Source organism: Pseudomonas sp. 24 E 13, from assembly GCF_900004715.1.
GTDB classification, from domain to species: domain Bacteria; phylum Pseudomonadota; class Gammaproteobacteria; order Pseudomonadales; family Pseudomonadaceae; genus Aquipseudomonas; species Aquipseudomonas orientalis_A.
Genome location: NZ_CVTO01000112.1, coordinates 127,197 through 151,124 on the forward strand (window position 1 = coordinate 127,197; position 23,928 = coordinate 151,124).

Below are 23,928 nucleotides of genomic sequence, written 5' to 3' on the forward strand. Positions count from 1 at the left end.
TCGTATTACTCAGTGCTGCCCAGGCCTTGCCAATGCTTGAGGCCGATAAAGATAAAGCGCAATTGCTGGGTGATCTTCGCCTGGGGCGTGAGGTGGGCAGGCAGGGCCTGGGCGGGAGGGTCGATGATGTCGGGCAGGGTGGCGAACACACTTTTGACGATCAGGTCGGCCATCACGTGCAAGCCGTCGGCGTCTAGGTGCTGCAGCTTGGGCATCAGCGTAAGGTCGGCCGCCAGGTCGCGGGTGATGTCTTCGCGCAGCGCGCCTATGGCTTGGCGCACGGCCAGGCAACCGCCGTATTGTTCGCGGGCCAGGAACAGGAATTGGGAACGGTTGGCCGAGACCACGTCGAGAAAGATCCGCACGGACGCATCGATGATCCCGCCCATGACGAATTCGTTGTGGCGCACCAGGCGAATCGTGGCGCGGAATGTCTGGCCGACTTCACTGACCAACGCGAGCCCAAGCTGGTCCATGTCGGCAAAATGACGATAGAAGCCGGTGGGCACGATGCCCGCTGTCTTGGCCACTTCGCGCAGGCTCAGGCTGCCAAACCCACGGCCACACTCCATCAGATGGCGGGCAGCGTCCATCAAGGCGAGGCGAGTCTGTTGCTTCTGTTCGGCGCGGGGCAGCATGAGCGGATGGGCTTTGTCGGCGAGTACAACGACGCACTCTAGCAAAAGCGCTTTGCCGGCGTCGAACTTGACGGGGGGCAGACGTGACGCGGTCTATAGAAAAGCAAAAGCCCGATCGGCAGATCGGGCTTTTTTCTGGGCCACCACGGGCTCAGCTCTGTGCTTGATGCAGTTCTTGCAGACGGTCGGCACCACCTTCAGCGATACCTTGGGTATAGGCACGGTCATTGGCTTGTTCAGCGCCGCCTTCTACCAGACCTTTTTCCTGCAGGCGGTCGTTGCCACCTTCAGTCAGGCCTTCGGTGTAGGCACGTTTGTTGGCCTGCTCCGAACCGTTTTCAGCGACAGCGCCTTTGGCGTAGTCACGGTTTTCATCTTCCTGCGAACCGCTGCGGGCCAGGGTCTGGCTCGACTGCACGGCCTGGGACTGGTTCTGTGGGGTGGCCTGTTCGGCGGCTGGCAGGGCAAAGGCACTGGAAGCCAGGACGGATAACAGGACGGTAGCAAGTACTTGGCGTTTCATGATGGTTGCTCCTCGGGAGGGCGATAAAGTGGGTACAGGGCTAATGCTACTCTTGATAAGTCGATATAAAAGTTCATAAACACAATGGTAATAATCAACAGAATTGATTGTTCTCACGGGAGGCTCTAGCTCGCGCCTCTCAAGCACGCGGTTTTGCACCGTAGTGGGTATTTTCGACACGCACCTGGGTAACAATGGTGCGTGGTTGATGAGCGGAAACGGTCTGATCGATCAGGAAAATCGCTTTTTTCGGCTAAATCGGCCGTTGCGTTAAACCCCCAGGCACTTTGCCAGTCGTAGTCCTATAAGCTGTTTCAAAGGCTGTTGCCCAGCCAGTCGTAATCAGGAGTTTTGTGCAATGACGCGCACTCGAAAAATCGTCGCCTGGTGCTGCGCCAGCTTCGTTCTGTTAATCGCCATCGCGGTATTGGTCCTGGTGTTTTTTGACTGGAACCGCATCAAGCCGCCCCTTAATGCCAAGGTCTCCGAAGAGTTGCACCGCCCATTCGCCATCAACGGCAACCTGGCGGTGGTGTGGCAGCGTGAGCCCGACGAGGGCGGCTGGCGGGCCTGGGTGCCCTGGCCCCACGTGATTGCCGAAGACCTGAGCCTGGGCAATCCCGATTGGTCCAAGCAACCGCAGATGGTCACGCTCAAGAAGGTCGAGTTGCGTATTTCGCCCTTGGCATTGCTGGCACAACGCGTGGTGATCCCGCGTATCGACCTCACCGAGCCGAGCGCCGACCTGCAGCGCCTGGCGGACGGCCGCGCCAACTGGACCTTCAAGTTCGACCCCAAGGACCCCGACGCCGAACCTTCCAACTGGGTGGTGGATATCGGCGCCATCGGCTTCGACAAAGGCCACGTCACCCTCGACGACCAGACCCTCAAGACCCGGCTCGATGTGATCATCGACCCGCTGGGCAAGCCGATCCCCTTCGGTGCAATCGTCGGCGACGCGGATGCCAAAAAAGCCCTGGAAAAAGGCTCGGCGCCCCAGGACTACGCGTTCGGCCTCAAGGTCAAGGGCCAGTACCATGGCCAGGCGCTCGCCGGCACCGGCAAGATCGGCGGCCTGCTCGCCCTGCAGGACGCGGCCAAGCCGTTCCCGCTGCAGGCCCAGGTCAAGATCGGCGACACCAGCATCGCCCTGGCCGGCACCCTGACCGACCCGCTGAACCTCGGCGCCCTGGACCTGCGCCTGAAGCTCGCCGGTGCCAGCCTGGGCAACCTCTACCCGCTGACCGGCGTGACGTTGCCCGATTCGCCGGCCTATTCAACCGACGGTCATCTGATCGCCAAGCTGCATGAAGCCAGCGGTGCGTCGTTCCGCTATGAAAACTTCAACGGCAAGATCGGCAACAGCGATATCCACGGCGACCTGGCCTACGTGGCCAGCCAGCCACGGCCCAAGCTCAGCGGCGCGCTGGTGTCCAATCAACTGCTGATGGACGACCTGGCGCCCTTGATCGGCGCCGACTCCAACGCCAAGCAGAAAGCCCGTGGCGGTGAAAGCAAACAACCGGCAACCAAGGTGCTGCCGGTTGAAGAGTTTCGTACCGAGCGCTGGCGCGATATGGATGCCGACGTGGAATTCACCGGCAAACGCATCGTGCACAGCGCCGAGCTGCCGTTCACCGACCTCTATACGCACCTGGTGCTCAACGACGGTGAGCTGAGCCTTGAACCCCTGCGCTTCGGCGTGGCCGGCGGCAAGCTCGATGCGCAGATCCGCTTGAACGGCCGTGCCATGCCGATGGAAGGCCGGGCGAAACTCACGGCGCGTAACTTCAAGCTCAAGCAGTTGTTCCCAAGCTTTGAGCCGATGAAAACCAGCTTCGGCGAACTCAACGGCGACGCCGATATTGCCGGGCGAGGCAACTCCGTGGCAGCGCTGCTGGGCACCTCCAACGGTGACCTGAAGATGCTGATCAACGACGGTGCGATCAGCCGTAGTCTGATGGAAATCGCCGGCCTCAACGTCGGCAACTACGTGGTGGGACGCCTGTTTGGCGACAAGGAAGTGAAGATCAACTGCGCTGCGGCGGACTTCGGCATCAAGACCGGCCTGGCGACGACCCGCTTGTTTGTGTTCGATACCGAGAACGCGATCATCTACGTCGATGGCACGGCGAATATGGCGACCGAGCAGTTGGACCTGACCATCACGCCGGAGTCCAAGGGCTTCCGCCTGTTTTCCCTGCGCTCACCGTTGTATGTGAACGGGCCGTTCATCAAGCCCAATGCCGGCGTCAAAGCTATCCCCCTGGCACTGCGTGGCGCGGGCATGGTCGCCCTGGGTGTGATCGCCGGCCCCGCGGCCGGATTGCTCGCCCTGGTCGCCCCAAGCGGCGGCGAGCCGAATGCGTGCGCACCGTTGCTGCAACAGATGAGAGAAGGCAAGGCGCCCAAGACTGTGAAATAACTGACTGCACCCGAAACCAAATGTGGGAGGGGGCTTGCCCCCGATAGCGGTTTATCAGCCGGAACATCGTTGGCTGAACCACTGCTATCGGGAGCAAGCCCCCTCCCACATGGGTAGTGCTGTGCGGCTGATTACAGGCCTTCTAGAATATCCGCCATGTCGTCGGCGTGTTCTTCTTCCTGGGCCAGGATGTCTTCGAAGATGCGACGGGTGGTCGGGTCTTTATCACCGATGTACTGAATGATTTCACGGTAGCTGTCTACCGCGATCCGCTCGGCCACCAGGTCTTCGTAGACCATTTCTTTCAGCGAGTTGCCCGCCACGTATTGCGCGTGGGAGTTCTTCGACAGCAGGTCGGGGTTGAATTCCGGCTCGCCGCCCAACTGCACGATGCGCTCGGCAAGTTTGTCGGCGTGTTCGGCTTCCTGGGTGGCGTGCTCCAGGAACTCATCGGCGGCGACGCTGGCTTTCAGGCCGCTGGCCATGAAGTAGTGACGCTTGTAGCGCAATACGCAGACCAGTTCGGTGGCCAGCGATGCGTTGAGCAGGCGGATAATTTCTTCGCGGTCGGCGTCATAGCCTTCGGTCACGGCACCGTTTTCGACGTTCTGGCGGGCGCGGCTGCGCAGGGTCGCAACGTCAGTCAAGTGTGCTTCAGTCATCTCAATCTCCTGGGGCTAATCCGGTTTTACGCCACGCTCTGCCGGCGTGATCGCTCCCAGTTGTGAGTCGCGAGAGAGGCGAAAAGTTTTATCGGATTTAACAGGATGTGTCACGACGAGGTCTGACCGGCGTGGTCCAGCGCTCCGACAGGACCACCCCACCCAAGGTCAGTAACCCTCCCACCAGGTGATAAAGCGCCAGCGCCTCCTTCAGCACCACCGCCGCAATCAAGGCGGTAATCAGTGGAAGCAGGTTGAAAAACAACGTGGTACGGCTTGGCCCCAGGGTTTTGACCGAGTGCATCCACGCCAGCGGCGCCAGCATCGAAGCGAGCAGGCACGCATACAGCACCAACGGGATATTCGCCCAGCCCAGGCCTGCCTTGGCGGAGAACAGGAACAGCGGAAACAGCACCGCCACCGCTACCAGCACTTGCAGATACAGCAGCACCAACGGCGGCAGGCGCAGTTGCCATTTTTTCAGCAAGGTGCTGTAGACCGCGTAGGCCAGGGTGGCGACCAGCATCATGGCGTCACCGAGGTTGATCCCGTGTTGCAGCAACGCGCCCAGGCTGCCGGATGACACCACCACCACAACCCCCGCGAACGACAGCACCGCGCCGGTCAGCGCGCCGAAGGTCAGGCGCTGGCCGAGGCTGATAATGGCGGCGGTCAGGGCCATCAGCGGCATCAGCGAGAGGATGATGCCCATGTTGGTGGCACTGGTCAGCGTGGCTGCGTAATAGGCCAGGCTTTGATACACGGCCATGCCCAGCACGCCGAGCATGAAAATCTTGCCCAGGTTCGGGCGGATCAGCGGCCAGTTGGCGATCACCGGCTTGAACATGAACGGAGTGAACAGCAGCGCCGCGAACAGCCAGCGATAAAAGCCGATTTCAGCCGGGAAAATCGAACCCACCGCCAGTTTGTTGACCACGGTGTTGCCGGCCCAGATAAGGATGGCCAGCAGGGGATACGCGTATTGCATCGAAAGCAAACCCAATGTGTTGAAGAGGTGGAAGCGATACCGTCGGACGACTATTCGCCGCCGGTGAAGTTGTAACAGGTTTTGACTACACTGCGTTGTAGGCCGTGCCCTTCGGTACGGTAACAGGGAGAAAACTCCATGAAGATGCTGCGTATTCCGCTGTTGATGATGGGCCTGCTGCTGTGTTCCCAGGGTTTTGCCGCCACTGCCCAGCAAAACAAAATGACCACCTGTAACGCCGAGGCCACCACCAAGACCCTCAAGGGCGATGAGCGCAAGGCTTTCATGAAGACCTGCCTGTCGGCCCCGGCGGCCAATGATGCCAAGACCCTGACCCCGCAGCAGCAAAAGATGAAAGACTGCAATGCGTCGGCGAAAACCCAAGCGTTGACCGGCGATGCGCGTAAAACATTCATGAGCACCTGCCTGAAGAAGTAATAGCCCCAGGCCATAGAAGGCTGCGACACTCGCACGCAGTCCCTTTGTAGGCGCGAGCTTGCTCGCGAAGAACGTGAACGATCACACGGGCACCCTGACTAAACGCGGTGCCCTTTCGTTTTTCGCGAGCAAGCTCGCTCCTACAACATCCTTTAACGCCGTTCGTTTTGAGGCTGTATGCCAACGTTTTCTCAGCGTCATGTGTTGTTGCTGGCCAGCTACATCATCATTTTCGGCGGACTGCTGCTGGTGCTGCCGCTCAAATTGCTGCCCAGCCTGCTGGCCGGCCTGTTGGTCTATGAACTGGTCAACATGCTCACCCCCCAACTGCAACGACTGATCGAAGGGCGGCGTGCGCGCTGGCTGGCGGTGGCCCTGCTCGGCACCTTGATCGTCAGCGTACTCGCGCTGATCTTCGCCGGCGCCATCAGCTTTCTGCTCCATGAAGCGGAAAACCCCGGCGCTTCGCTCGACAAATTCATGGGTGTGGTAGACCGCGCGCGCGGCCAGTTGCCGCCGTTTTTGGACGCCTACCTGCCCGCCAGCGCCGCCGAGTTTCGCGTGGCCATCGGCCAATGGCTGAGCAAGCACCTGAGCGAACTGCAACTGGTGGGCAAGGACGCCGCGCACATGTTCGTCACCTTGCTGATCGGCATGGTGCTGGGCGCGATCATCGCCCTGCAACGCGTGCCTGACCTGACCAAGCGCAAACCCCTGGCTGCGGCGTTGTTCGACCGCCTGCACCTGCTGGTCCAGGCGTTTCGCAATATCGTCTTCGCCCAGATCAAGATCGCCGCGCTCAATACCGCCTTCACCGCCGTGTTCCTCGCCGTGGTCCTGCCGCTGTGCGGCATCCACCTGCCGCTGACCAAAACCCTGATCGTATTGACCTTCCTGCTCGGCCTGCTGCCGGTGATCGGCAACCTGATGTCCAACACACTGATCACCATAGTCGCGTTGTCGTTGTCGATCTGGGTGGCGGTGGCGGCGCTGGGGTATTTGATCGTGATCCACAAGGTCGAGTACTTTCTCAACGCGCGGATTGTCGGCGGGCAGATCAGTGCCAAGTCGTGGGAATTGCTATTGGCGATGCTGGTGTTTGAGGCAGCGTTCGGCCTGCCGGGGGTGGTGGCGGGGCCGATTTACTATGCGTATCTCAAGAGTGAGTTGAAGCTCGGCGGGATGGTTTAAGGCTTGTGTTGCCTGGGCTGACGCTATCGGGGGCAAGCCCCCTCCCACATTTGAAGGTGTTCACACATCAAACTGTGGGAGGGGGCTTGCCCCCGATAGGCGCGCCGCGGTTTTGAGCTGGAAATCAGCTGCCGTAGCGCTTACTCGCCTCAATCGCCAAACCACTCCCAATACTGCCAAAGATATTACCTTCCACGTGCCGCGCATTCGGCAGCATCGCCGCAATGCTGTGGCGCAGCGCCGGGATGCCGCTGGAGCCACCGGTAAAGAACACCGTGTCCACCTGGGCCACGCTCACCGAGGCGTCATTGAGCAACTGCGTGACACTGCCGCGCACGCGTTCGAGCAGGTTGTCGATGGATGACTCGAACAGCGCGCGGCTCAGGTCCACGCTCAGGCCCGCTTCGATACGGTCCAGTGGCACATGGCGGCTGTCGTCCTGGGTCAGCTGGATCTTGGTCTCTTCCACTTCCATGGCCAGCCAGTGCCCGGCGCGCTGTTCGATCAATTTGAACAGGCGGTCGATGCCGCCGGTGTCTTCGATGTCATAGCGCATGCTGCCCAGGGCCAGCTGGGATTTTTGCGAGTACACCGAGTTGATGGTGTGCCAGGTGGCCAGGTTCATGTGGTGGCTGGTGGGCATGTAGGCGCCGCTTTTCATGCGGCTGCCATAGCCGAACAGCGGCATCATGCCGGCCAGCGAGAGCTGTTTGTCGAAGTCGGTGCCGCCGATGTGCACGCCGCCGGTGGCGAGGATGTCGCTCTGGCGGTTGTCGTTGTGGCGGCGATCCGGCGACAGACGCACCAGCGAAAAGTCGGAGGTACCGCCGCCGATGTCGACAATCAGCACCAGCTCTTCTTTCTCGATGGTCGACTCGTAGTCGAACGCCGCCGCAATCGGTTCGTACTGGAACGAGATGTCCTTGAAACCGATCGCGCGCGCCACGTCGACCAGGGTGTTTTCCGCCTCCTGGTCGGCCATCGGGTCGTCATCGACGAAGAACACCGGGCGGCCCAGCACCACTTCTTCGAACTCACGACCGGCATTGGCTTCGGCGCGGCTCTTGAGCTGGCCGATAAACAGTGCCAGCAGGTCGGTGAACGGCATTGCGGTGCCGAGCACGCTGGTGTCGTGCTTGATCAGCTTGGAACCCAGCAGGCTCTTGAGCGAGCGCATCAGGCGGCCTTCGTAGTTCTCCAGGTATTCGTGCAACGCCAACCGACCGTACACCGGACGACGTTCTTCAAAGTTGAAGAAGACCACCGACGGCAGGGTGATTTTGTCGTCCTCCAGCGCGATGAGCGTCTCCTCGCCGGGGCGTATCCAGCCGACGGTGGAGTTGGACGTGCCAAAGTCGATGCCGCAGGCACGGGCTGGAGATTCGTTTTTCATGTCTAATCGGGTTCCGGTTGCAAAACGGCCGCGCAGTGTATGCCAGTCGACGCCGGATGCGTAGGCCGACCATCTGTTAAATACTGCTTGAAAGCGCGACATTTGCCCCCACATCTGGTGCATACGGCATGTGCCGAATGACACTGCGACGCACCCCGGGCCGCAAGACTCAACACGTGCAAACCAGCGCACCTTGTGGCCAGGCTGTGCGATCTCGATTTAAGGATGGTGAACCGCCGATGGATTTCAAAGATTACTACAAGATTCTGGGGGTCGAGCCAAGCGCCGACGACAAGGAAATCAAGGCCGCCTATCGCAAGCTCGCCCGCAAGTACCACCCGGACGTGAGCAAGGAGAAGGACGCCGAAGCCAAGTTCAAGGACGCGTCCGAAGCCTATGAAGCGCTCAAGAGCGCCGACAAGCGCGCCGAGTACGACGAGCTGCGCAAATATGGCCAGCATGGCCAGCCGTTCCAGGGCCCGCCCGGTTGGCAGAGCCGTGGCGGCTTTGGCGGTGGCGCCGGCACTGAAGATTTCTCGGATTTCTTCAGCTCGATCTTCGGCTCGCGAGGCGACGCGTTTGGCGGCGGCCAGCGTCGGCCTGCCGGGCGCAAGGGCCAGGATGTGGAGATGCAGCTGTCGATCTCCCTTGAGGAAACCCTGTCCACCGAGTCCAAGCAGATCAGCTTCCAGGTGCCGCAATACGACGCCTCCGGCCGGCACGTCAGCAACACGGTCAAGAGCCTGAATGTGAAGATCCCCGCCGGCGTGGCCGACGGCGAGCGTATCCGCCTCAAGGGGCAGGGTGCGCCGGGCATTGGCGGTGGGGCCAATGGTGATCTGTACCTGATTATCAAGTTCGCGGCCCATGCCCGGTTCGAGGTGGATGGCGAAAACCTGATCATCAACTTGCCGCTGGCGCCGTGGGAATTGGCCCTGGGCGCTGAAGTGGCGGTGCCGACCCTGACCGGCAAGATCAACCTCAAGGTGCCCGCCGGTAGCCAGAATGGCCAGCGCATGCGCGCCAAGGGCCACGGTCTGTTGAACAAGGCCGGGCAGCGCGGTTATCTGTTCGTGCAGCTCAAGGCGGTGATGCCTAAAACCAGCGATGAAGAGGTCAAGGCGCTGTGGCAGGCGTTGGCGGAAAAAGCCGCATTCAACCCACGCGAGCACTTCTGAACCGGTTAACTATGTAGGCTTTTCAACACGGGTCGTTCGATAGGCTGGGGGCTTTGCTCTCAACCAAGGACGACCCGCCATGCCGGATTCTCTGCCTCCCCCTTCCAGTGCCGAAGGGACCTTCAACGTCGACCTGCGCGGCGTTCACTACGACTTCCTCAAAGGCCGCGTGCCCGCCTGGTTCAACCAATCGGCTGCGCAGCGCCAGCAAGAACTCGCTGACCACGAAATGGAGCTGCCCAGCTGGTACTTGAGTGCCACGGCGCAGTCCAGAAGCGAGCTGGCGGCCAGCCATATTTGTTACCGCGACGCCTTGAACCGGGTCGAGAACACCCTGGGCACGATCAAGGACGTACTGGATTTCGCCGAGCAGCCGCTCAAAGATGCGATCAAGCAGCAATTCAACCTGGATCTGGATGTGCGCCAGGTGTACTTCGTGCGCAAGTACGCGCTCAAAGGCCGCGATGACTTTTATGGCTTTCTGGTCTTCGACCAGCAGAACGATGGGTCCCTGAGCTACGAGTACCGGGGTGTTTCCCTGCTCGAGGCGGCCCTGGCCAATTTCGAGGCCGACGAGGAACAACCGCTGCCGTGCAACGACTGCCAGCTCATTACCACGTGGAGTGGCTATGACGGCGAGGTGTTGTCCACCTTCCACGCCGTAAACGCCCAGGCGGTCAGCCTTGCGCCCCATGCGTTTGCCAGGCTCTGCCGCACCCTTGATCTGGGTGAGCAGTATCAGCAGCACCTCAAGGCGATTGTGCAGCCCGAGGACGGTGCCGAGCGTGACGCGCTGGAGAAGCAATTAGAGGAATATCACCGTCAGTCATTGGCCCTGGGCAGCGAAATCGCTCGGCGCCAATACACCGGCAGCCTCACCAATGGCCGCACGGGTTGGGGCATCAGCGACACGGCTTATCGCATGCTCCAGCAGGTGGTGGCCGATCCCGCCAGCGCCACGCTCGACGGCAAGCCGGTGGCGTTTGCGGCGTTGCAGGTGTTCGGCTGTACGCTGGTGGGCCCCGTGCTGATTGGCCCGAACCGCCTGGACAGCGAGCGGGTCGAGCGTCTGGTGGTGTATATCCCCAACGACCCCCAGCAGCCCGTCAAGGAGTACGGCTCCAGCGCCGACTTTATGGTCGATCTGCGCACGCGCTTGCACAGTGCGTCCTATCGGCGGTTTTTCAGCAGTTTTGTGCCACAGCGTGAGCAAGGGGTGTTTTTCAAGCAGTTCGACGCCCTCTACAAACCCTCCAACGGCGCGGCCGCCGATTACCCGATCAAGCCGAGGGCGGCGCGGTTGCCGCTGGCGCAGATGGAGATCAGCGGCAATCTCTGGGAACAACTGCGCCAGGCCCAGGTGCGCAAGATCCTGGCCGATGGGCGGGCGGTGGCGGTGCCCACCGGCGACGAAGACCGCAAGGCGCGGCTTGAGCGCTTGTCGAGCTATCTGGATGCGGTCATCAGCGTGTACAACCTGGCGGCGTTCGTGGTGCCGGGCTTGGGGCCGATCATGCTGGCGGTGGGGGCCGCGCAAATGGCCAGCGAAGCCTTCGAGGGCATTGAAGCCTACGAGCAGGGTGACGTTAAATCGATGTGGGCGCATTTTTCCAGTGTGGCGCTCAATGCGGCGTTTATCGGCACCGGTTCCAAGGTCCTGCCGCAAGTGAAAGTGTCGAGCATGGTCGATAACCTCAGGCCCATCACCCAGCCCGATGGTCAGTCGCAACTGTGGAACCCGGACCTGGGGGCGTACAAAATCCCTGTGGACCTGGGCGCCGATGCCAAGCCGGATCGCCTCGGGCTTTACCTGCACAAGGGTGAGACGATCCTGCCCCATGAAGGCGACTATTACCGGGTTAAACAGGAGGCCCGCACCGGCGACTACCGCATCCAGCACCCGAGCCGCCCCGAGGCCTATACGCCCCTGCTGGAGCATAACCATGCCGGTGCCTGGAGCCATGAAGTCGAAGAGCCGTTGACCTGGGACACCCCCACCCTGATGCGGCGCCTGGGCCTCACCCGTGAGCCCCTCAGTGCCGAGCGCCTGGAGCACGCTCGGGACGCCAGCGGTATCAGCGTAGACGCGTTGCGCGAGACCTTCGTCGAGCATCAGCCGGTGCCCGTGTTGCTCAACCAGAGTATCGAGCGTTTCAAGCTGCACCAGCAACTCACGACGTTCATCGAGCAGATGCGCAGCAGCGATCCGGAGGTCTACGCCAAGGCCGACATTGCCTTGCAAATGCACATTCTGCGACGGCGCGGCCTGCTGCCCCAGGAACCGCCTCTGCGGGTGCTTGACAGTCACGGCACGCTGTTGTGGGAAGACGATGCCCGGCCATCGCCGGCCAAGCGCGTGGTGGTGCTCAGTGAGCAGCACATCGCCCGTGGCGAGTTGCTTAAAGAGGTGCTGAACACCCTGCAAGGCGTTGACCCGGCGCTCAAAGGCATTCCCGGCACTGGCGAGGACTCACTGCAGACCCGGGCCGGTCTGTTGCGCCAGGACATTGCCGGTGTGGTCGAGACCTTCAAGGGCGCGCTGCTCGAGGAGCGTTACAACGCCCTGAGCACCAGTGATGATCCCGATGTGCGGCTCATCCGTGACAGCTACCCGCACTTGCCCGAACCGGTGGCGGCGCAGTTGCTCAAGCACCTCGATACGCCGGCACTGGAGGCACTGCGCGACACGGGGCGGCTGCCGCCGGAAAGCGCCGAACTGGCGCAGTGGTGCGAGCAGGAAACCCGTGTGGCCAAAGCCTATGAAGGGCTGCACCTGGACACACTGGCGGACATCGACAGCCAGCGCCTGGCCCTGCGCACCCTTGAAACCTTGCCGGGATGGCCACGGGGGACGCGGGTGGAGCTGCGTCGGTATTCGGCTGCCGGTCCGCTGCTCGACGCCATCGGCTCGCCGGACTGGCCCCACACCAGGGTGCTGGTGCAGATGGACAACGGCCTGTTCCAGGCACCGGCTCCACGGGATTTCTACGCTGGCGCCTGGGATGCTTTGTCTGGTCCCGAGCGCCAGGGCCTGGGGTTCACCGATGCGCAGCAATTGAAGGCGGCGATTCAACACACTCCACTGCCGCGGGAGCCATTGCGTACGGTGCTGCTGGAGCACCCGGTGCGCAAGCCGGCTTACGATCCGGCCATGCGCCTGCTCGGGGGTGGTCGCGGCATCCTCCAGCGGGTGAGTGGGGCGCTGCGCTCTTCCAGCAGCCGTATGCAGGACCGCGTGAAGGCGCTTTACCCCTCGTTCGATGACGCAGAAGTGGCGCGATTTATCCAGGGTTTGGGCGATGACGCCGGGGGCAAACTGGACCAGCTCAAAGCGCAATACAAGCGCCTGGATGAGACGCTCAAAGAGTGGGTCAAGGTCAACGAGCAGCCCACGAGCAGCGAAGTGGCGCGTGCGCAGGACCCTGCCGTCAGCATCGCGAACACTATCAGGCGGTGCTGGCGCCGGGAGAGCGAGGCATCGCTGCACCTGTTCGGCACCGGCACGCTGGAGCTGCCAGCGGTGGACGCGGATTTCAGCCATGTCCAGACGCTGGAGCTGCACCGATTCGCCTGGTCTGACACGGCCCAGAGGTTCCTGGCTGGCTTCGGCCAATTGCGCGGCTTGAGGATCGACGATTGCGGGCTGACCGAGTTGCCGGAGGCGGTGGGTGACATGCGTCACCTCACCTCGTTGGACCTGAGCGGAAAATCTTCTCGATTCAACCGCGTAAACCGTGGGCGGATCAGCGGCAACCGGCTCCAGCTGACCCGTCAAAGTGCCGCAAAACTGAGTGCGATGGTCCAGCTTGAGGACCTCTCGCTGGCCAATAACCCCTTGGGCAGCGTGCCGGACTTCAGCGGCATGCGGGGGTTGAAAAAACTCAACCTGCGCAACACCGGCATTGATCAGTGGCCAGCCGGCCTCAGCAGTCAGGAAGGCCTGGAACGGGTCGATCTGAGCCAAAACCAACTGCGTGAGGTACCGGAGCAACATCTCAGGCCGGCACCCGACCGACTCGACAAGATCGCCAGGATCAATGGGGTGACCTTGCTGCGCGATAACGCATTCCCCGCCGAGTATTGGCGCGAGCTCGACAGCTATTGGCAGCGCTTGAGCGAGACCCGCCCAGACCTCATCAAGGGCGCCCTATCCGATGCATTCGACAGTGGTAATCCCGATGTCGAAAAATATCGGCGGGTGTACCCAGGTAAAAGCAGCCAGCAAGCCAGGGAGTTCCTCTGGCGGTCAGGCGCGGACGCGGGTGCGGAGCTGACCAGGCTGGAGCAGGAGTTCAACGTGCTGCAAAACCAGTTGAGTGCCTGGGTCTTTTCCGGGGGCGGTGAGCGTCAGCGCTACGTGCGGATGGGCGAACGGCAGGCCAACACGGCCGCGATGACCGACAGGTACACCGCGCAGCAACGTATCCTCGAATGCTGGCGACGCGAGAGCGCGCCGAAGTTGGCCAATGACGGCACGCCTATCGGCCTGGAGCTGGATTTGAGCGGCTTGAACCTGCCCAGCCTGCCGGATCTGGACGTGGACTTCAGCCATGTCGGCTCACTCAAATTGAACAACATGCACTTGAGCGCTTCACCCGAGGGGTTCCTCGCGCGCTATCGCCACCTGCGCTGGCTGGACATGTCGAACAACCAACTGCGCGAGTTGCCCCCGGCACTGGGGGGCATGCACGGCCTGACGCGCTTGATGCTGCAAAAAAACCAGATCCGTCTGACTGCGCAAACGGCGCGTATCCTGTCTGAACGCACGACCCTGCGCGCGCTGCTGATGCATGACAACCCACTGAGTATCAGCCCGGACTTCAGCCGTATCACCGATCTGCGTACCCTCAGCCTGGCCAGAACCCAGATCGATACCTGGCCGGTCGGCTTGGCGGAACAACCGGCCCTGGACACCATCGACCTGCAAGACAACCAGATCACAAGCATTCCCGCCGCCGTGATTGCCCCCCCGGCGGAGCAGTTGGAGCAGATGACCCGGATCAACCGCGTGACCCGCGTGAACAACAACCCGTTATCCGCAGAGACCCAGCAGCGGGTGCTGGATTATGCTGCCCGGCTGCGGCAGGCAGGGCCATCCGGGGCGGGGGAAATCAATCTGTTGGTGGATTCCGCCAGGCAGGTTCGCGGTGGCCGGGTGATCACGGCCGCGCAAGAAACGCCGTTCCTGCGCTGGACCTCCAACCTGTCCACCGAGCAAATCGCCGCCAGACGAACCCAGTGGTTTGCATTGCGCGACCAGCCGGGTGCCGATGGTTTGTTCAACAGTGTGCTCGAGCGCCTCGATCTGGCTGGAGCTGACCGGGGGGAGCAGCAGCGTCGGGTCTGGGAAATGCTGGACGCGATCAGCGAAAACACCCCGCAATCGGCGCAGTTGCGCCAGGAACTGTTTGACCGCGCGGGGGAGCCGAGGTGTTGTGACCGTGCGGCGTTTACTTTCAGCAACCTGGAAGTGCGAGTGCTGGTCTACCGGGCTCGCGCACAGGCGCTCGGTGAGGCGCCGGGGCGCGCCTTGTCGCAGTTGTCCAGAGGCCTGTTCCGTCTGCATGAGATCGATAAAATCGCTTCGGCGGATATCCAGCGCAGTGAAGCCATCGTTAACGACCCGGCGGTGTCCCTGGCCGAAAAACAACCCCACAGAAGCCGACTGAATGAGGAAGTGGAAATCCGCCTGGCTTATCGTCATGGCCTCAAGGACCGTCTGCAATTGCCCGGGCAACCCGACCATGTCAGGTTCACCGGCATGGTGGGGGTCACTGCGCCAATGCTCGATGCGGCCTATGAAAAAGTCGTGGCGCTGAATAACTCGGCGCAGGAATTTCAGTCGCTGGTGTCCGAGGATTTCTGGCAGGACTATCTGGCCCATAAATATCGGCCGCAGTTCGAAGCACAGAGCCAGCCGCATCAGGAGGCGTTGGTCACGCTGACCGACCGCTTCAACGCGGGCGACCTCACCGAAGGCATGTACAAGCAAAAGGCCGACGATGAGCAGGCCAGGCTGGCGGTCAAGGAAGCGGCGTTGATCGAGACCTTGAGTCGCCAGGAATTGGCGGAGCATCCCTTGGACGGTGAATCGTCCGAGGAGGAAGCGACTGACCTGTAGCGGCCAGGAGGTCCTGCCTGCGCCCGCCACCTGGCGGGCACCGGCCTGCTGTGGATCAAAAGCCTTTAAAACAGGAAGTAACGCTGCGCCATGGGCAATACCTCAGCGGGCTCGCACCACAGCAACACGCCGTCGGCCTTGACCTGGTAGGTCTGTGGGTCAACGTCGATGTGGGGCAAGTAGTCGTTGTGGATCAGGTCGGTTTTCTGCACGTTGCGACAGCCCTTGACCACGGCGATCTGCTTCTTCAGTCCCAGGGCCTCGGGCACTCCGGCGTCCTGTGCCGCCTGGCTGATAAAGGTCAGGCTGGTGGCGTGCAGCGAGCTGCCGAAGCTGGCGAACATGGGCCGGTAGTGTACCGGTTGCGGCGTAGGTATCGAGGCGTTGGCGTCGCCCATCAGGCTTGAGGCAATCGCGCCACCCTTGAGGATCAGGGTCGGCTTGATGCCGAAGAACGCCGGGCGCCAGAGCACCAGGTCCGCCCATTTGCCCACTTCGATGGACCCGACGATATGGCTGATACCGTGGGTGATCGCCGGGTTGATGGTGTATTTGGCGATGTAGCGCTTGGCGCGGAAGTTGTCGTTGCCGGGGCCGTCGCCGGGCAGGGCGCCGCGCTGTTTTTTCATCTTGTCGGCGGTCTGCCAGGTGCGCGTGATGACCTCACCGACACGGCCCATGGCCTGGCTGTCGGAACTGATCATCGAGAACGCGCCCAGATCATGCAGGATGTCTTCGGCGGCGATGGTCTCGCGGCGGATACGGCTTTCGGCGAAGGCCACGTCCTCGGCGATGCTCGGATCGAGGTGATGGCAGACCATCAGCATGTCCAGGTGTTCGTCGATGGTATTGCGCGTGAACGGCCGGGTCGGATTGGTGGAGCTGGGCAGTACGTTCGCAAAGCCGCAGGCCTTGATGATGTCCGGCGCATGGCCGCCACCGGCGCCTTCGGTGTGGTAGGTGTGAATGGTGCGGCCCTTGAGTGCGGCCAATGTGGTTTCAACGAAGCCGGACTCGTTCAGTGTGTCGCTGTGGATCGCCACCTGCACGTCGTATTCATCGGCCACGCTCAGGCAGTTGTCGATACTCGCGGGCGTGGTGCCCCAGTCTTCATGCAGCTTCAAACCAATGGCCCCGGCCTTGACCTGTTCGATCAGCGGCTCAGGCAGACTGGCGTTGCCCTTGCCGGTAAAACCGATGTTCATCGGGAACGAATCGCTGGCTTGCAGCATGCGCGCCAGGTGCCACGGGCCCGAGGTACAGGTGGTGGCATTGGTGCCGGTGGCCGGCCCGGTACCGCCGCCGATCATGGTGGTGACGCCGCTGGTGAGCGCTTCCTCGATCTGCTGCGGGCAGATGAAATGCACGTGGGAGTCGATGCCGCCGGCGGTGAGGATCATGCCTTCGCCCGCGATCACTTCGGTGCTGGCGCCGATGGCCATGGTCACGCCGGGCTGGATATCCGGGTTGCCGGCTTTGCCGATCGCATGGATACGCCCGTTCTTGAGGCCGACATCAGCCTTGACGATGCCCCAGTGGTCGATAATCAGCGCGTTGGTAATCAGGGTGTCCACCACCTCATGGGCGAGCAACTGGCTCTGGCCCTGGCCGTCGCGGATGACCTTGCCGCCGCCGAATTTGACCTCTTCGCCGTAGACGGTGAAGTCCCGTTCCACTTCGACGAACAGCTCGGTGTCGGCCAGACGCACCTTGTCACCGACGGTGGGGCCGTACATGTCGGCGTAGGCTTGGCGGGTGATTTTCATGTGTGTGCCCTGAAGAATATGTGTTGAATGTGAAACCGCTATCGGGGGCAAGCCCCCTCCCACATTTGGAGCTGTGAATACCTTCAAAGGTGGGAGGGGGCTTGCCCCCGATGAGGCCCTAAAGGTCGCCCATGATCCGCCCGGCAAACCCGAATACCCGTCGCCCGCCGCTCAAATCCACCAGCTCGACCTCGCGACTCTGCCCCGGCTCGAACCGCACCGCCGTACCCGCCGGAATATTCAGGCGCATGCCGCGGCTTGCAGTGCGGTCAAACGCCAACGCGTCATTGGTCTCGAAAAAATGGTAATGCGAACCCACCTGGATCGGCCGGTCGCCGCTGTTGGCCACGCTCAAGGTGACGGTGCGGCGCCCGACATTCAGTTCGATCTCGCCAGGCTGGATCTGATATTCACCAGGAATCATGCAGGTTGCCCCAGGGTCTTGAAGTAGATGGCGGTCGGGCTGTAGCGCCCGTCCGGGCTTTGGCAGTAGTCGGGCAGCTCACCGACTTTGGTGTAGTGCAGGGACCGGTAGAAGGCCTCGGCACCGGAGCCGGCCTCGGTGTCCAGGTACAGCAGGCCGCGCTTGTGCTGGCGGGCGGCGAGCTCCAGGGTGTTCATCAATTGCTGGCCCAGGCCATGGCGGCGGGCACTGCTGTGCACCAGCAACTTTTGCACCTCGGCGCGGTTCAGGCCGTTGGCTTTCTGGCACAGCGCCAATTGCACGCTGGCGACCACTTGTTCTTCGCGCACCACTACCCACAGCAGCAGGCTGGCGTCTTCGATACCGGCTTGCACGCCGTTCAGGTACTCGCGGGCCTGGGTCTCATCGAAGTCGGCCATAAAGCCCACGGATGCGCCATGCTGTACCGCGTCCAGCAACAGCTCGATCAAGCCCAGGCGGTAATGGGCAAAACTTTCCGCATTGACGCGACGCAGGTGTGCAGCGCTCATCGATCTCACTCCTTGGGCGGTTTGGCGCCCGGATTCAGCGTCAGTTGCATAAAGGTCAGGTCCAGCCAGCGGCCGAACTTGATACCCACTTGGGGCATCTGCCCGGTGGTGATGAAACCCAGGCGTTCATGCAGGCGGATCGAGGCCTGGTTGCCGCTTTCAATGGCCGCGACCATGACGTGCTTGCCGCAGCTGCGGGCGCGCTCGATCAGGGCCAGCATCAGCTGCGGGCCGAGGCCTTTGCCGCGCTGGTCATTGCGCACGTACACCGAGTGTTCGACGCTGTAGCGAAAGCCCTCGAAGGGACGCCAGTCGCCGAACGAGGCGTAGCCGGTGACTTCATCGTTTTCCACCACCACCAGGATCGGGTACTGCTGCGCCTGGCGTGCGCTGAACCAGGCCTGGCGGTTGGCCAGGTCCACCGGTTGCTCGTTCCAGATTGCCGTGGTGTTGAGCACCGCGTCGTTGTAGATGGCGCGGATCGCCGGCAGGTCGTGTTCGGTTGCATCACGAATCATCGCTGCACCTTACGCAATGGGTTGATGAACGGTGACCAGCTTGGTGCCGTCCGGGAAGGTGGCCTCCACCTGGATATCCGGGATCATTTCCGGGATGCCTTCCATCACCTGTTCGCGGCTGAGCAGGGTGGTGCCGTAGTGCATCAGGTCGGCCACGGTGCGGCCATCGCGGGCGCCTTCCATCAGGGCGGCGGAGATATAGGCGATGGTTTCCGGGTAGTTGAGCTTCACACCGCGCGCCAGTCGCCGTTCGGCGACCAGGCCTGCGGTGAAGATCAGCAGCTTGTCTTTTTCCCGTGGGGTCAGGTCCATGGTTCAGTCCGTAGTCAGGCAATTAAAAAGGCGAGCGCTAACTCCTGTAGGAGCGAGCTTGCTCGCGAAAAACCTGAGGACGCCGCGTGCCTTCAGGATGCCCGCGTTATCGTTAACGATCTTCGCGAGCAAGCTCGCTCCTACAAAAGGGCGCATCTTCATGTGCTCCAGATTCGTGGTGCGACTGCTTCGCGGCCCAGCAGCGCCGGGCGTAACAACCGCCATAAATCAATCAACCACCCCCGCGCCAGCAGCGCTTCACTGGCCAAACAACGCGCCACCAGCAACCCGGGCAATTGGGTCAAGTCGCCGCGCACCGCGTGTGGCAGTGAGCGGCAGTATTCGAGCAATTGGGGATCGATCTCACCGGTCACCAGCAACGTGGCGAACACCGGTTGCCCGTCCAACCCGATGGGCGAATCCAGCAAGCCATCGGCGCCCACAATGCGCTGGCGCTCATGCCAGAGCAACTGGCCGTCGCGGCGGATATCCAGGTGCGATTGAAAGTGCCCGAGGTCGAAGCGCTCGCCGCTGGCGGGGCGTCCGAGGGCGACCACATCCCAGTAGAACAGCCGCGCATCGCCTTGCAGGTCGATGCGCGTGGTGAGCTCGGCCTGGGCCGCGCTGAACACGATGGTTTCCTGGGGCAGCCATTCCAGCGTCGCGCCGGCCTCGACGGTCAACTCGACGTGCTGAAATGCCGGGCCGCCGGCGCGGTACCACTTGGCTGCGCCGGGGCTGGTCAACTGCGCCCAGGCATCGGTGCCGACGTGGGCGCTGATGTCCAGGCGATCGCCACCGGCAATCCCGCCGGGCGGGTGCACGATGATGTGCTGGCATACCTCGGGACCTTCGGCATACAGGTGCTTTTGCACCCGCAGCGGGCCAAGGTGACGGCGCATGACCGGGCGCGTGGTGTCGCCGAAACGCGCATAGCCCAGTTCCAGCTCGGCGTGCCAGCTGGGGGTGAACAGGGCAGGGGAAACGGGCAGGTTCATGGCTGAGTGCTTATCGTCAGGAGGCTAGAGATTAGATGGTTACGAGACCGCGTACACCCTCGCTTTCCATATTTTCACCACGGCCCTGCTGCACGATTTCGCCGCGTGACATCACCAGGTACTGGTCGGCCAGTTCGGCGGCAAAATCATAGAACTGCTCCACCAGCAGGATCGCCATATCACCACGGGCGGCGAGTTGCTTGATGACGGCGCCGATTTCCTTGATCACTGATGGCTGGATACCTTCGGTGGGTTCGTCGAGGATCAACAGGCGCGGACGGCTGGCCAGGGCGCGGCCGATCGCCAACTGCTGCTGCTGACCACCGGACAAGTCGCCGCCGCGTCGATGCTTCATTTGCAGCAGTACCGGAAACAGTTCGTAGATGAACGCAGGCACTTCCCTGGCTTGCGCGCCTGGGAAGCGCGAAAGGCCCATCAGCAGGTTTTCTTCCACGGTCAGGCGCGCGAAAATCTCGCGTCCTTGCGGCACATAAGCGATCCCGGCATGCACACGCTGATGCGGCTTGAAACCGGTGATAGGTTTGCCTTCCCAGTTCACTGCGCCTTCCTTGGCAGGCAGCAGGCCCATCAGGCACTTGAGCAGGGTGGTCTTGCCCACGCCGTTGCGCCCGAGCAGGCAGGTGACTTCGCCGATCTTCACATCGAAGGACAGCCCGCGCAGGATGTGGCTACCGCCGTAGTATTGGTGCAGCTTGTTGACTTGCAGCATTCCAAAAACCTCCTCAATCCCCTGTAGGAGCGAGCTTGCTCGCGAAAAACCTGAGGGCACCGCGTGCATTCAGAATGCCCGCGCTATCGTTGACGATCTTCGCGAGCAAGCTCGCTCCTACAGGAAAACCACCTTAGCGACCGAGGTAAACCTCGATCACCCGCTCATTTTCCTGCACCTGTTCCAGCGACCCTTCGGCCAATACGCTGCCCTGGTGCAGCACGGTGACGTGGTCGGCAATCGAGCCGACAAAGCCCATGTCGTGCTCCACCACCATCAACGAATGCTTGCCGGCCAGGCGCTTGAACAGTTCGGCGGTGAATTCGGTTTCGGCGTCGGTCATGCCCGCCACCGGTTCATCCAGCAGCAACAGTTGCGGATCCTGCATCAGCAGCATGCCGATTTCGAGGAACTGCTTCTGGCCGTGGGACAGCAAACCGGCGGGCCGATGCACCGAGGCGGTGAGGCGGATAGTGTCGAGCACTTCATCGATGCGGTCTTTCTGCTCGCCACTCAGGCGTGCGCGCAGGCTGGCCCACACCGACTTGTCGGTCTTCTGCGCCAGCTCCAGGTTTTCGAACACGCTCAACGCCTCGAACACGGTCGGCTTCTGGAACTTGCGACCGATGCCGGCCTGGGCGATCTGCACCTCGCTCATGCCGGTCAAGTCCAGGGTTTCGCCGAACCAGGCGTTGCCGTGGCTGGGCCGGGTCTTGCCGGTGATCACGTCCATCAGCGTGGTCTTGCCCGCGCCGTTGGGGCCGATGATGCAGCGCAGTTCACCGACGCCGATGTAGAGGTTGAGGTCGTTGAGCGCCTTGAAGCCGTCGAAGCTGACGCTGATATCTTCCAGGGTCAGGATGGTGCCGTGGCGCGTATTCAGGCCCTTGCCGGCCGCCTGGCCGATACCGATCGCATCGCGGCCGCTGCCTGCGTCGAAAATAGGTTCAAGCATGACGTTCCTCATTTCTTCAACAGGCCGATAACGCCCTTGGGCAGGTACAGCGTGACGATGATGAACAGCGCCCCGAGGAAGAACAGCCAGTACTCAGGGAACGCCACGGTGAACCAGCTCTTCATGCCGTTCACCACCCCGGCGCCGAGCAGTGGGCCGATCAGCGTGCCACGCCCGCCCAGCGCTACCCACACGGCGGCTTCGATGGAATTGGTCGGCGACATTTCGCCGGGGTTGATGATGCCCACCTGCGGCACATACAGCGCGCCCGCCAAACCGCACAGCACCGCGCTCAGCACCCACACGAACAGCTTGAAGCCACGCGGGTCATAGCCGCAGAACATCAGGCGGTTTTCCGCGTCCCGCAGTGCGGTGAGCACGCGGCCGAATTTGCTGCGCGCCAGGCGCAAGCCGATGTACAGGCTGGCCACCAGCAGCAGTACCGTGGCCACGAACAGCACCGCCCGCGTGCCAGGTTCAGTGATGCCAAAGCCGAGGATGCTGCGGAAATTGGTAAAGCCGTTGTTGCCGCCAAACCCGGTTTCATTGCGAAAGAACAACAGCATCCCGGCAAAGGTCAGGGCCTGGGTCATGATCGAGAAATACACGCCCTTGATCCGCGAGCGGAAAGCGAAAAAGCCGAACACCAGGGCCAGCAAGCCCGGCGCCAGGACCACCAGGCACAGCGCCCACCAGAAGTGTTGGGTGCCCACCCAGTACCAGGGCAATTCGGTCCACGACAGAAACGTCATGAACGCCGGCAACTCATCGCCCGATGCCTGGCGCATCAGGTACATGCCCATGGCATAACCACCGAGGGCGAAGAACAGGCCGTGGCCGAGGGACAACATGCCGGCGTAACCCCACACCAGGTCCAGTGCCAGTGCGACGATGGCATAGCAGAGAATCTTGCCGACCAGCGTCAAGGTATAGGCCGACACATGCAGCGGGTTTTCCGGCGACAGCAGCGAACCCAAGGGCAGAGCCAGCAGCAGCAACAGGATCACCGCGCCCACTGCAATCGTCACCTTGGGGCCGGCCTTTTGCGTGGCCGTTAGCATCAATGGCTGATTCATCAGTCGATCACCCGTCCTTTCAGTGCGAAGAGTCCCTGCGGGCGTTTCTGGATAAACAGAATGATCAGCGCAAGGATCAAAATCTTGCCGAGCACCGCGCCGATCTGCGGTTCCAGGATCTTGTTGGCGATCCCCAGGCCAAAGGCCGCCGTCACACTGCCGGCCAACTGGCCGACACCGCCCAACACCACCACCAGGAATGAGTCGATGATGTAGCTCTGGCCCAGGTCCGGGCCGACGTTGCCGACCTGGCTCAGCGCCACGCCGCCCAGCCCCGCGATGCCGGAGCCGAGGCCGAAGGCAAGCATGTCCACCCGTCCGGTTGGCACGCCGCAGCAGGCCGCCATGTTGCGGTTCTGGGTGACGGCACGCACGTTGAGGCCCAGGCGCGTCTTGTTCAGCAGCAGCCAGGTCAACACCACCACGAACAGGGCGAATGCAATGATCACGAGACGGTTGTACGGCAGCACCAGGTTGGGCAGCACTTGAATGCCGCCGGACAACCATTGTGGGTTGGACACTTCAACGTTCTGCGCACCGAACACCAGGCGCACCAACTGAATCAGCATCAGGCTGATACCCCAGGTCGCGAGCAGGGTTTCCAATGGCCGGCCATACAGGTGACGAATCACCGTGCGCTCCAGCGCCATGCCGATGGCGGCAGTGACGAAGAACGCCACCGGCAGTGCGATCAGCGGGTAGAACTCAATGGCCTGGGGCACGTAGCGCTGCATCAGCAACTGCACCACGTAGGTGGAATAGGCGCCGAGCATCAGCATCTCGCCGTGGGCCATATTGATCACGCCAAGCAGGCCGAAGGTGATCGCCAGGCCCAGGGCCGCGAGCAATAGAATCGAGCCCAGCGACATACCGCTGAAGGCCTGGCCGAGGATCTCACCGAACATCAACTTGCGTTTGACCTGGGCCAGGCTGGTTTCGGCGGCGGTGTGCACGGCGGCATCGGTTTCGACGCCGGGCGCGAGCAAGGCTTCCAGGCGCGTCCACACCAGCTTGCCACTGCGGCACAGGTCGTCGAGCCAGGTCGAGGCGTAATCCTTGATA

The 23,928-nt window shown here is 62.0% G+C and carries 20 protein-coding genes; 5 read left to right on the top strand and 15 right to left on the bottom strand.

All coding sequences use genetic code 11. The annotated features are described in order from the left end of the window. Positions 1-5 precede the first annotated feature (5 nt). Both BFP90_RS11715 and BFP90_RS11720 read right to left on the bottom strand, forming a co-directional pair. Positions 6-638: a TetR family transcriptional regulator gene (locus BFP90_RS11715; protein ID WP_065883368.1), complete on the bottom strand. Its 633-nt coding sequence runs from the start codon at positions 636-638 to the stop codon at positions 6-8. A gap of 151 nt (positions 639-789) precedes the next feature. Then, the gene (locus BFP90_RS11720) at positions 790-1,161 is read right to left on the bottom strand and encodes a hypothetical protein (protein WP_065883373.1); all 372 of its coding nucleotides are present in this window, start codon (positions 1,159-1,161) and stop codon (positions 790-792) included. A 358-nt stretch (positions 1,162-1,519) separates the two neighbouring features. Between BFP90_RS11720 and BFP90_RS11725 the strand changes: the two genes are divergently transcribed. After that, positions 1,520-3,586 carry an AsmA family protein gene (locus BFP90_RS11725; protein WP_065896743.1) on the top strand — a complete coding sequence of 689 codons (2,067 nt, stop codon included), beginning with the start codon at positions 1,520-1,522 and terminating at the stop codon, positions 3,584-3,586. 131 nt (positions 3,587-3,717) lie between these two features. Here BFP90_RS11725 and BFP90_RS11730 read toward each other — a convergent pair whose 3' ends face one another. Both BFP90_RS11730 and BFP90_RS11735 read right to left on the bottom strand, forming a co-directional pair. Next, on the bottom strand, positions 3,718-4,248 hold the full coding sequence (locus BFP90_RS11730; RefSeq protein ID WP_065883376.1) for a ferritin-like domain-containing protein: 531 nt from the start codon (positions 4,246-4,248) through the stop codon (positions 3,718-3,720). A 97-nt stretch (positions 4,249-4,345) separates the two neighbouring features. After that, positions 4,346-5,236, bottom strand: coding sequence for a DMT family transporter (locus BFP90_RS11735; protein ID WP_065896744.1), 891 nt, complete (start codon positions 5,234-5,236; stop codon positions 4,346-4,348). A 138-nt stretch (positions 5,237-5,374) separates the two neighbouring features. Between BFP90_RS11735 and BFP90_RS11740 the strand changes: the two genes are divergently transcribed. Beyond that, positions 5,375-5,674: a PsiF family protein gene (locus BFP90_RS11740; protein WP_065883380.1), complete on the top strand. Its 300-nt coding sequence runs from the start codon at positions 5,375-5,377 to the stop codon at positions 5,672-5,674. Between the two features lie 177 nt (positions 5,675-5,851). Further along, positions 5,852-6,865 (top strand): AI-2E family transporter, encoded by a 1,014-nt coding sequence (locus tag BFP90_RS11745; RefSeq protein WP_065883382.1) that lies wholly within the window; start codon positions 5,852-5,854, stop codon positions 6,863-6,865. Positions 6,866-6,989: 124 nt separating this feature from the next. Here BFP90_RS11745 and BFP90_RS11750 read toward each other — a convergent pair whose 3' ends face one another. Next, entirely contained in the window at positions 6,990-8,258 is a 1,269-nt protein-coding gene (locus BFP90_RS11750; protein WP_065883383.1) for an Hsp70 family protein, read from the bottom strand. 239 nt (positions 8,259-8,497) lie between these two features. Between BFP90_RS11750 and BFP90_RS11755 the strand changes: the two genes are divergently transcribed. Together BFP90_RS11755 and BFP90_RS11760 are read left to right on the top strand one after the other, a co-directional pair. Next, on the top strand, positions 8,498-9,436 hold the full coding sequence (locus BFP90_RS11755) for a DnaJ C-terminal domain-containing protein (protein WP_065896745.1): 939 nt from the start codon (positions 8,498-8,500) through the stop codon (positions 9,434-9,436). Between the two features lie 79 nt (positions 9,437-9,515). Beyond that, positions 9,516-15,557, top strand: a complete 6,042-nt coding sequence (locus tag BFP90_RS11760) for an NEL-type E3 ubiquitin ligase domain-containing protein (RefSeq protein WP_065896746.1) — start codon at positions 9,516-9,518, stop codon at positions 15,555-15,557. A gap of 65 nt (positions 15,558-15,622) precedes the next feature. Here BFP90_RS11760 and ureC read toward each other — a convergent pair whose 3' ends face one another. The 10 genes from ureC to urtB form a co-directional block, all read right to left on the bottom strand. Then, positions 15,623-17,323 (bottom strand): urease subunit alpha, encoded by a 1,701-nt coding sequence (ureC, locus tag BFP90_RS11765; RefSeq protein WP_065896747.1) that lies wholly within the window; start codon positions 17,321-17,323, stop codon positions 15,623-15,625. A gap of 118 nt (positions 17,324-17,441) precedes the next feature. After that, positions 17,442-17,747 (bottom strand): urease subunit beta, encoded by a 306-nt coding sequence (locus tag BFP90_RS11770; protein ID WP_065894552.1) that lies wholly within the window; start codon positions 17,745-17,747, stop codon positions 17,442-17,444. Beyond that, a complete protein-coding gene (locus BFP90_RS11775) occupies positions 17,744-18,277 on the bottom strand; it encodes a GNAT family N-acetyltransferase (RefSeq protein WP_065883393.1) in 534 nt (177 codons plus the stop codon). Before BFP90_RS11775 ends, BFP90_RS11770 begins: the two co-directional genes overlap by 4 nt. A gap of 5 nt (positions 18,278-18,282) precedes the next feature. Next, positions 18,283-18,795 carry a GNAT family N-acetyltransferase gene (locus BFP90_RS11780; protein ID WP_065896748.1) on the bottom strand — a complete coding sequence of 171 codons (513 nt, stop codon included), beginning with the start codon at positions 18,793-18,795 and terminating at the stop codon, positions 18,283-18,285. A gap of 9 nt (positions 18,796-18,804) precedes the next feature. Continuing rightward, the gene (gene ureA / locus BFP90_RS11785; protein ID WP_003171437.1) at positions 18,805-19,107 is read right to left on the bottom strand and encodes an urease subunit gamma; all 303 of its coding nucleotides are present in this window, start codon (positions 19,105-19,107) and stop codon (positions 18,805-18,807) included. A gap of 158 nt (positions 19,108-19,265) precedes the next feature. Then, positions 19,266-20,105: an urease accessory protein UreD gene (locus BFP90_RS11790; RefSeq protein ID WP_065896749.1), complete on the bottom strand. Its 840-nt coding sequence runs from the start codon at positions 20,103-20,105 to the stop codon at positions 19,266-19,268. 31 nt (positions 20,106-20,136) lie between these two features. Continuing rightward, on the bottom strand, positions 20,137-20,835 hold the full coding sequence (gene urtE / locus BFP90_RS11795; protein WP_065894560.1) for an urea ABC transporter ATP-binding subunit UrtE: 699 nt from the start codon (positions 20,833-20,835) through the stop codon (positions 20,137-20,139). Positions 20,836-20,968: 133 nt separating this feature from the next. Further along, entirely contained in the window at positions 20,969-21,802 is an 834-nt protein-coding gene (urtD, locus tag BFP90_RS11800; protein ID WP_163032567.1) for an urea ABC transporter ATP-binding protein UrtD, read from the bottom strand. After that, positions 21,799-22,866, bottom strand: coding sequence for an urea ABC transporter permease subunit UrtC (gene urtC / locus BFP90_RS11805; RefSeq protein WP_065896750.1), 1,068 nt, complete (start codon positions 22,864-22,866; stop codon positions 21,799-21,801). Before urtC ends, urtD begins: the two co-directional genes overlap by 4 nt. Continuing rightward, on the bottom strand, positions 22,866-23,928 hold a 1,063-nt coding region (gene urtB / locus BFP90_RS11810; protein WP_256097471.1), incomplete at its 5' end, for an urea ABC transporter permease subunit UrtB. The genes urtB and urtC, both read right to left, overlap by 1 nt.

Bases quoted from the DNA above. Each gene is read 5' to 3' on its own strand.
- BFP90_RS11720 (WP_065883373.1), bottom strand. From the start codon at position 1,161: ATGAAACGCCAAGTACTTGCTACCGTCCTGTTATCCGTCCTGGCTTCC.
- ureA (WP_003171437.1), bottom strand. From the start codon at position 19,107: ATGGACCTGACCCCACGGGAAAAAGACAAGCTGCTGATCTTCACCGCA.
- BFP90_RS11725 (WP_065896743.1), top strand. From the start codon at position 1,520: ATGACGCGCACTCGAAAAATCGTCGCCTGGTGCTGCGCCAGCTTCGTT.
- BFP90_RS11780 (WP_065896748.1), bottom strand. From the start codon at position 18,795: ATGATTCGTGATGCAACCGAACACGACCTGCCGGCGATCCGCGCCATC.
- BFP90_RS11770 (WP_065894552.1), bottom strand. From the start codon at position 17,747: ATGATTCCTGGTGAATATCAGATCCAGCCTGGCGAGATCGAACTGAAT.
- BFP90_RS11760 (WP_065896746.1), top strand. From the start codon at position 9,516: ATGCCGGATTCTCTGCCTCCCCCTTCCAGTGCCGAAGGGACCTTCAAC.
- BFP90_RS11715 (WP_065883368.1), bottom strand. From the start codon at position 638: ATGCTGCCCCGCGCCGAACAGAAGCAACAGACTCGCCTCGCCTTGATG.
- BFP90_RS11735 (WP_065896744.1), bottom strand. From the start codon at position 5,236: ATGCAATACGCGTATCCCCTGCTGGCCATCCTTATCTGGGCCGGCAAC.
- BFP90_RS11745 (WP_065883382.1), top strand. From the start codon at position 5,852: ATGCCAACGTTTTCTCAGCGTCATGTGTTGTTGCTGGCCAGCTACATC.
- ureC (WP_065896747.1), bottom strand. From the start codon at position 17,323: ATGAAAATCACCCGCCAAGCCTACGCCGACATGTACGGCCCCACCGTC.
- BFP90_RS11750 (WP_065883383.1), bottom strand. From the start codon at position 8,258: ATGAAAAACGAATCTCCAGCCCGTGCCTGCGGCATCGACTTTGGCACG.
- BFP90_RS11775 (WP_065883393.1), bottom strand. From the start codon at position 18,277: ATGAGCGCTGCACACCTGCGTCGCGTCAATGCGGAAAGTTTTGCCCAT.
- urtC (WP_065896750.1), bottom strand. From the start codon at position 22,866: ATGAATCAGCCATTGATGCTAACGGCCACGCAAAAGGCCGGCCCCAAG.
- urtD (WP_163032567.1), bottom strand. From the start codon at position 21,802: ATGAGGAACGTCATGCTTGAACCTATTTTCGACGCAGGCAGCGGCCGC.
- urtE (WP_065894560.1), bottom strand. From the start codon at position 20,835: ATGCTGCAAGTCAACAAGCTGCACCAATACTACGGCGGTAGCCACATC.
- BFP90_RS11740 (WP_065883380.1), top strand. From the start codon at position 5,375: ATGAAGATGCTGCGTATTCCGCTGTTGATGATGGGCCTGCTGCTGTGT.
- BFP90_RS11730 (WP_065883376.1), bottom strand. From the start codon at position 4,248: ATGACTGAAGCACACTTGACTGACGTTGCGACCCTGCGCAGCCGCGCC.
- BFP90_RS11790 (WP_065896749.1), bottom strand. From the start codon at position 20,105: ATGAACCTGCCCGTTTCCCCTGCCCTGTTCACCCCCAGCTGGCACGCC.
- BFP90_RS11755 (WP_065896745.1), top strand. From the start codon at position 8,498: ATGGATTTCAAAGATTACTACAAGATTCTGGGGGTCGAGCCAAGCGCC.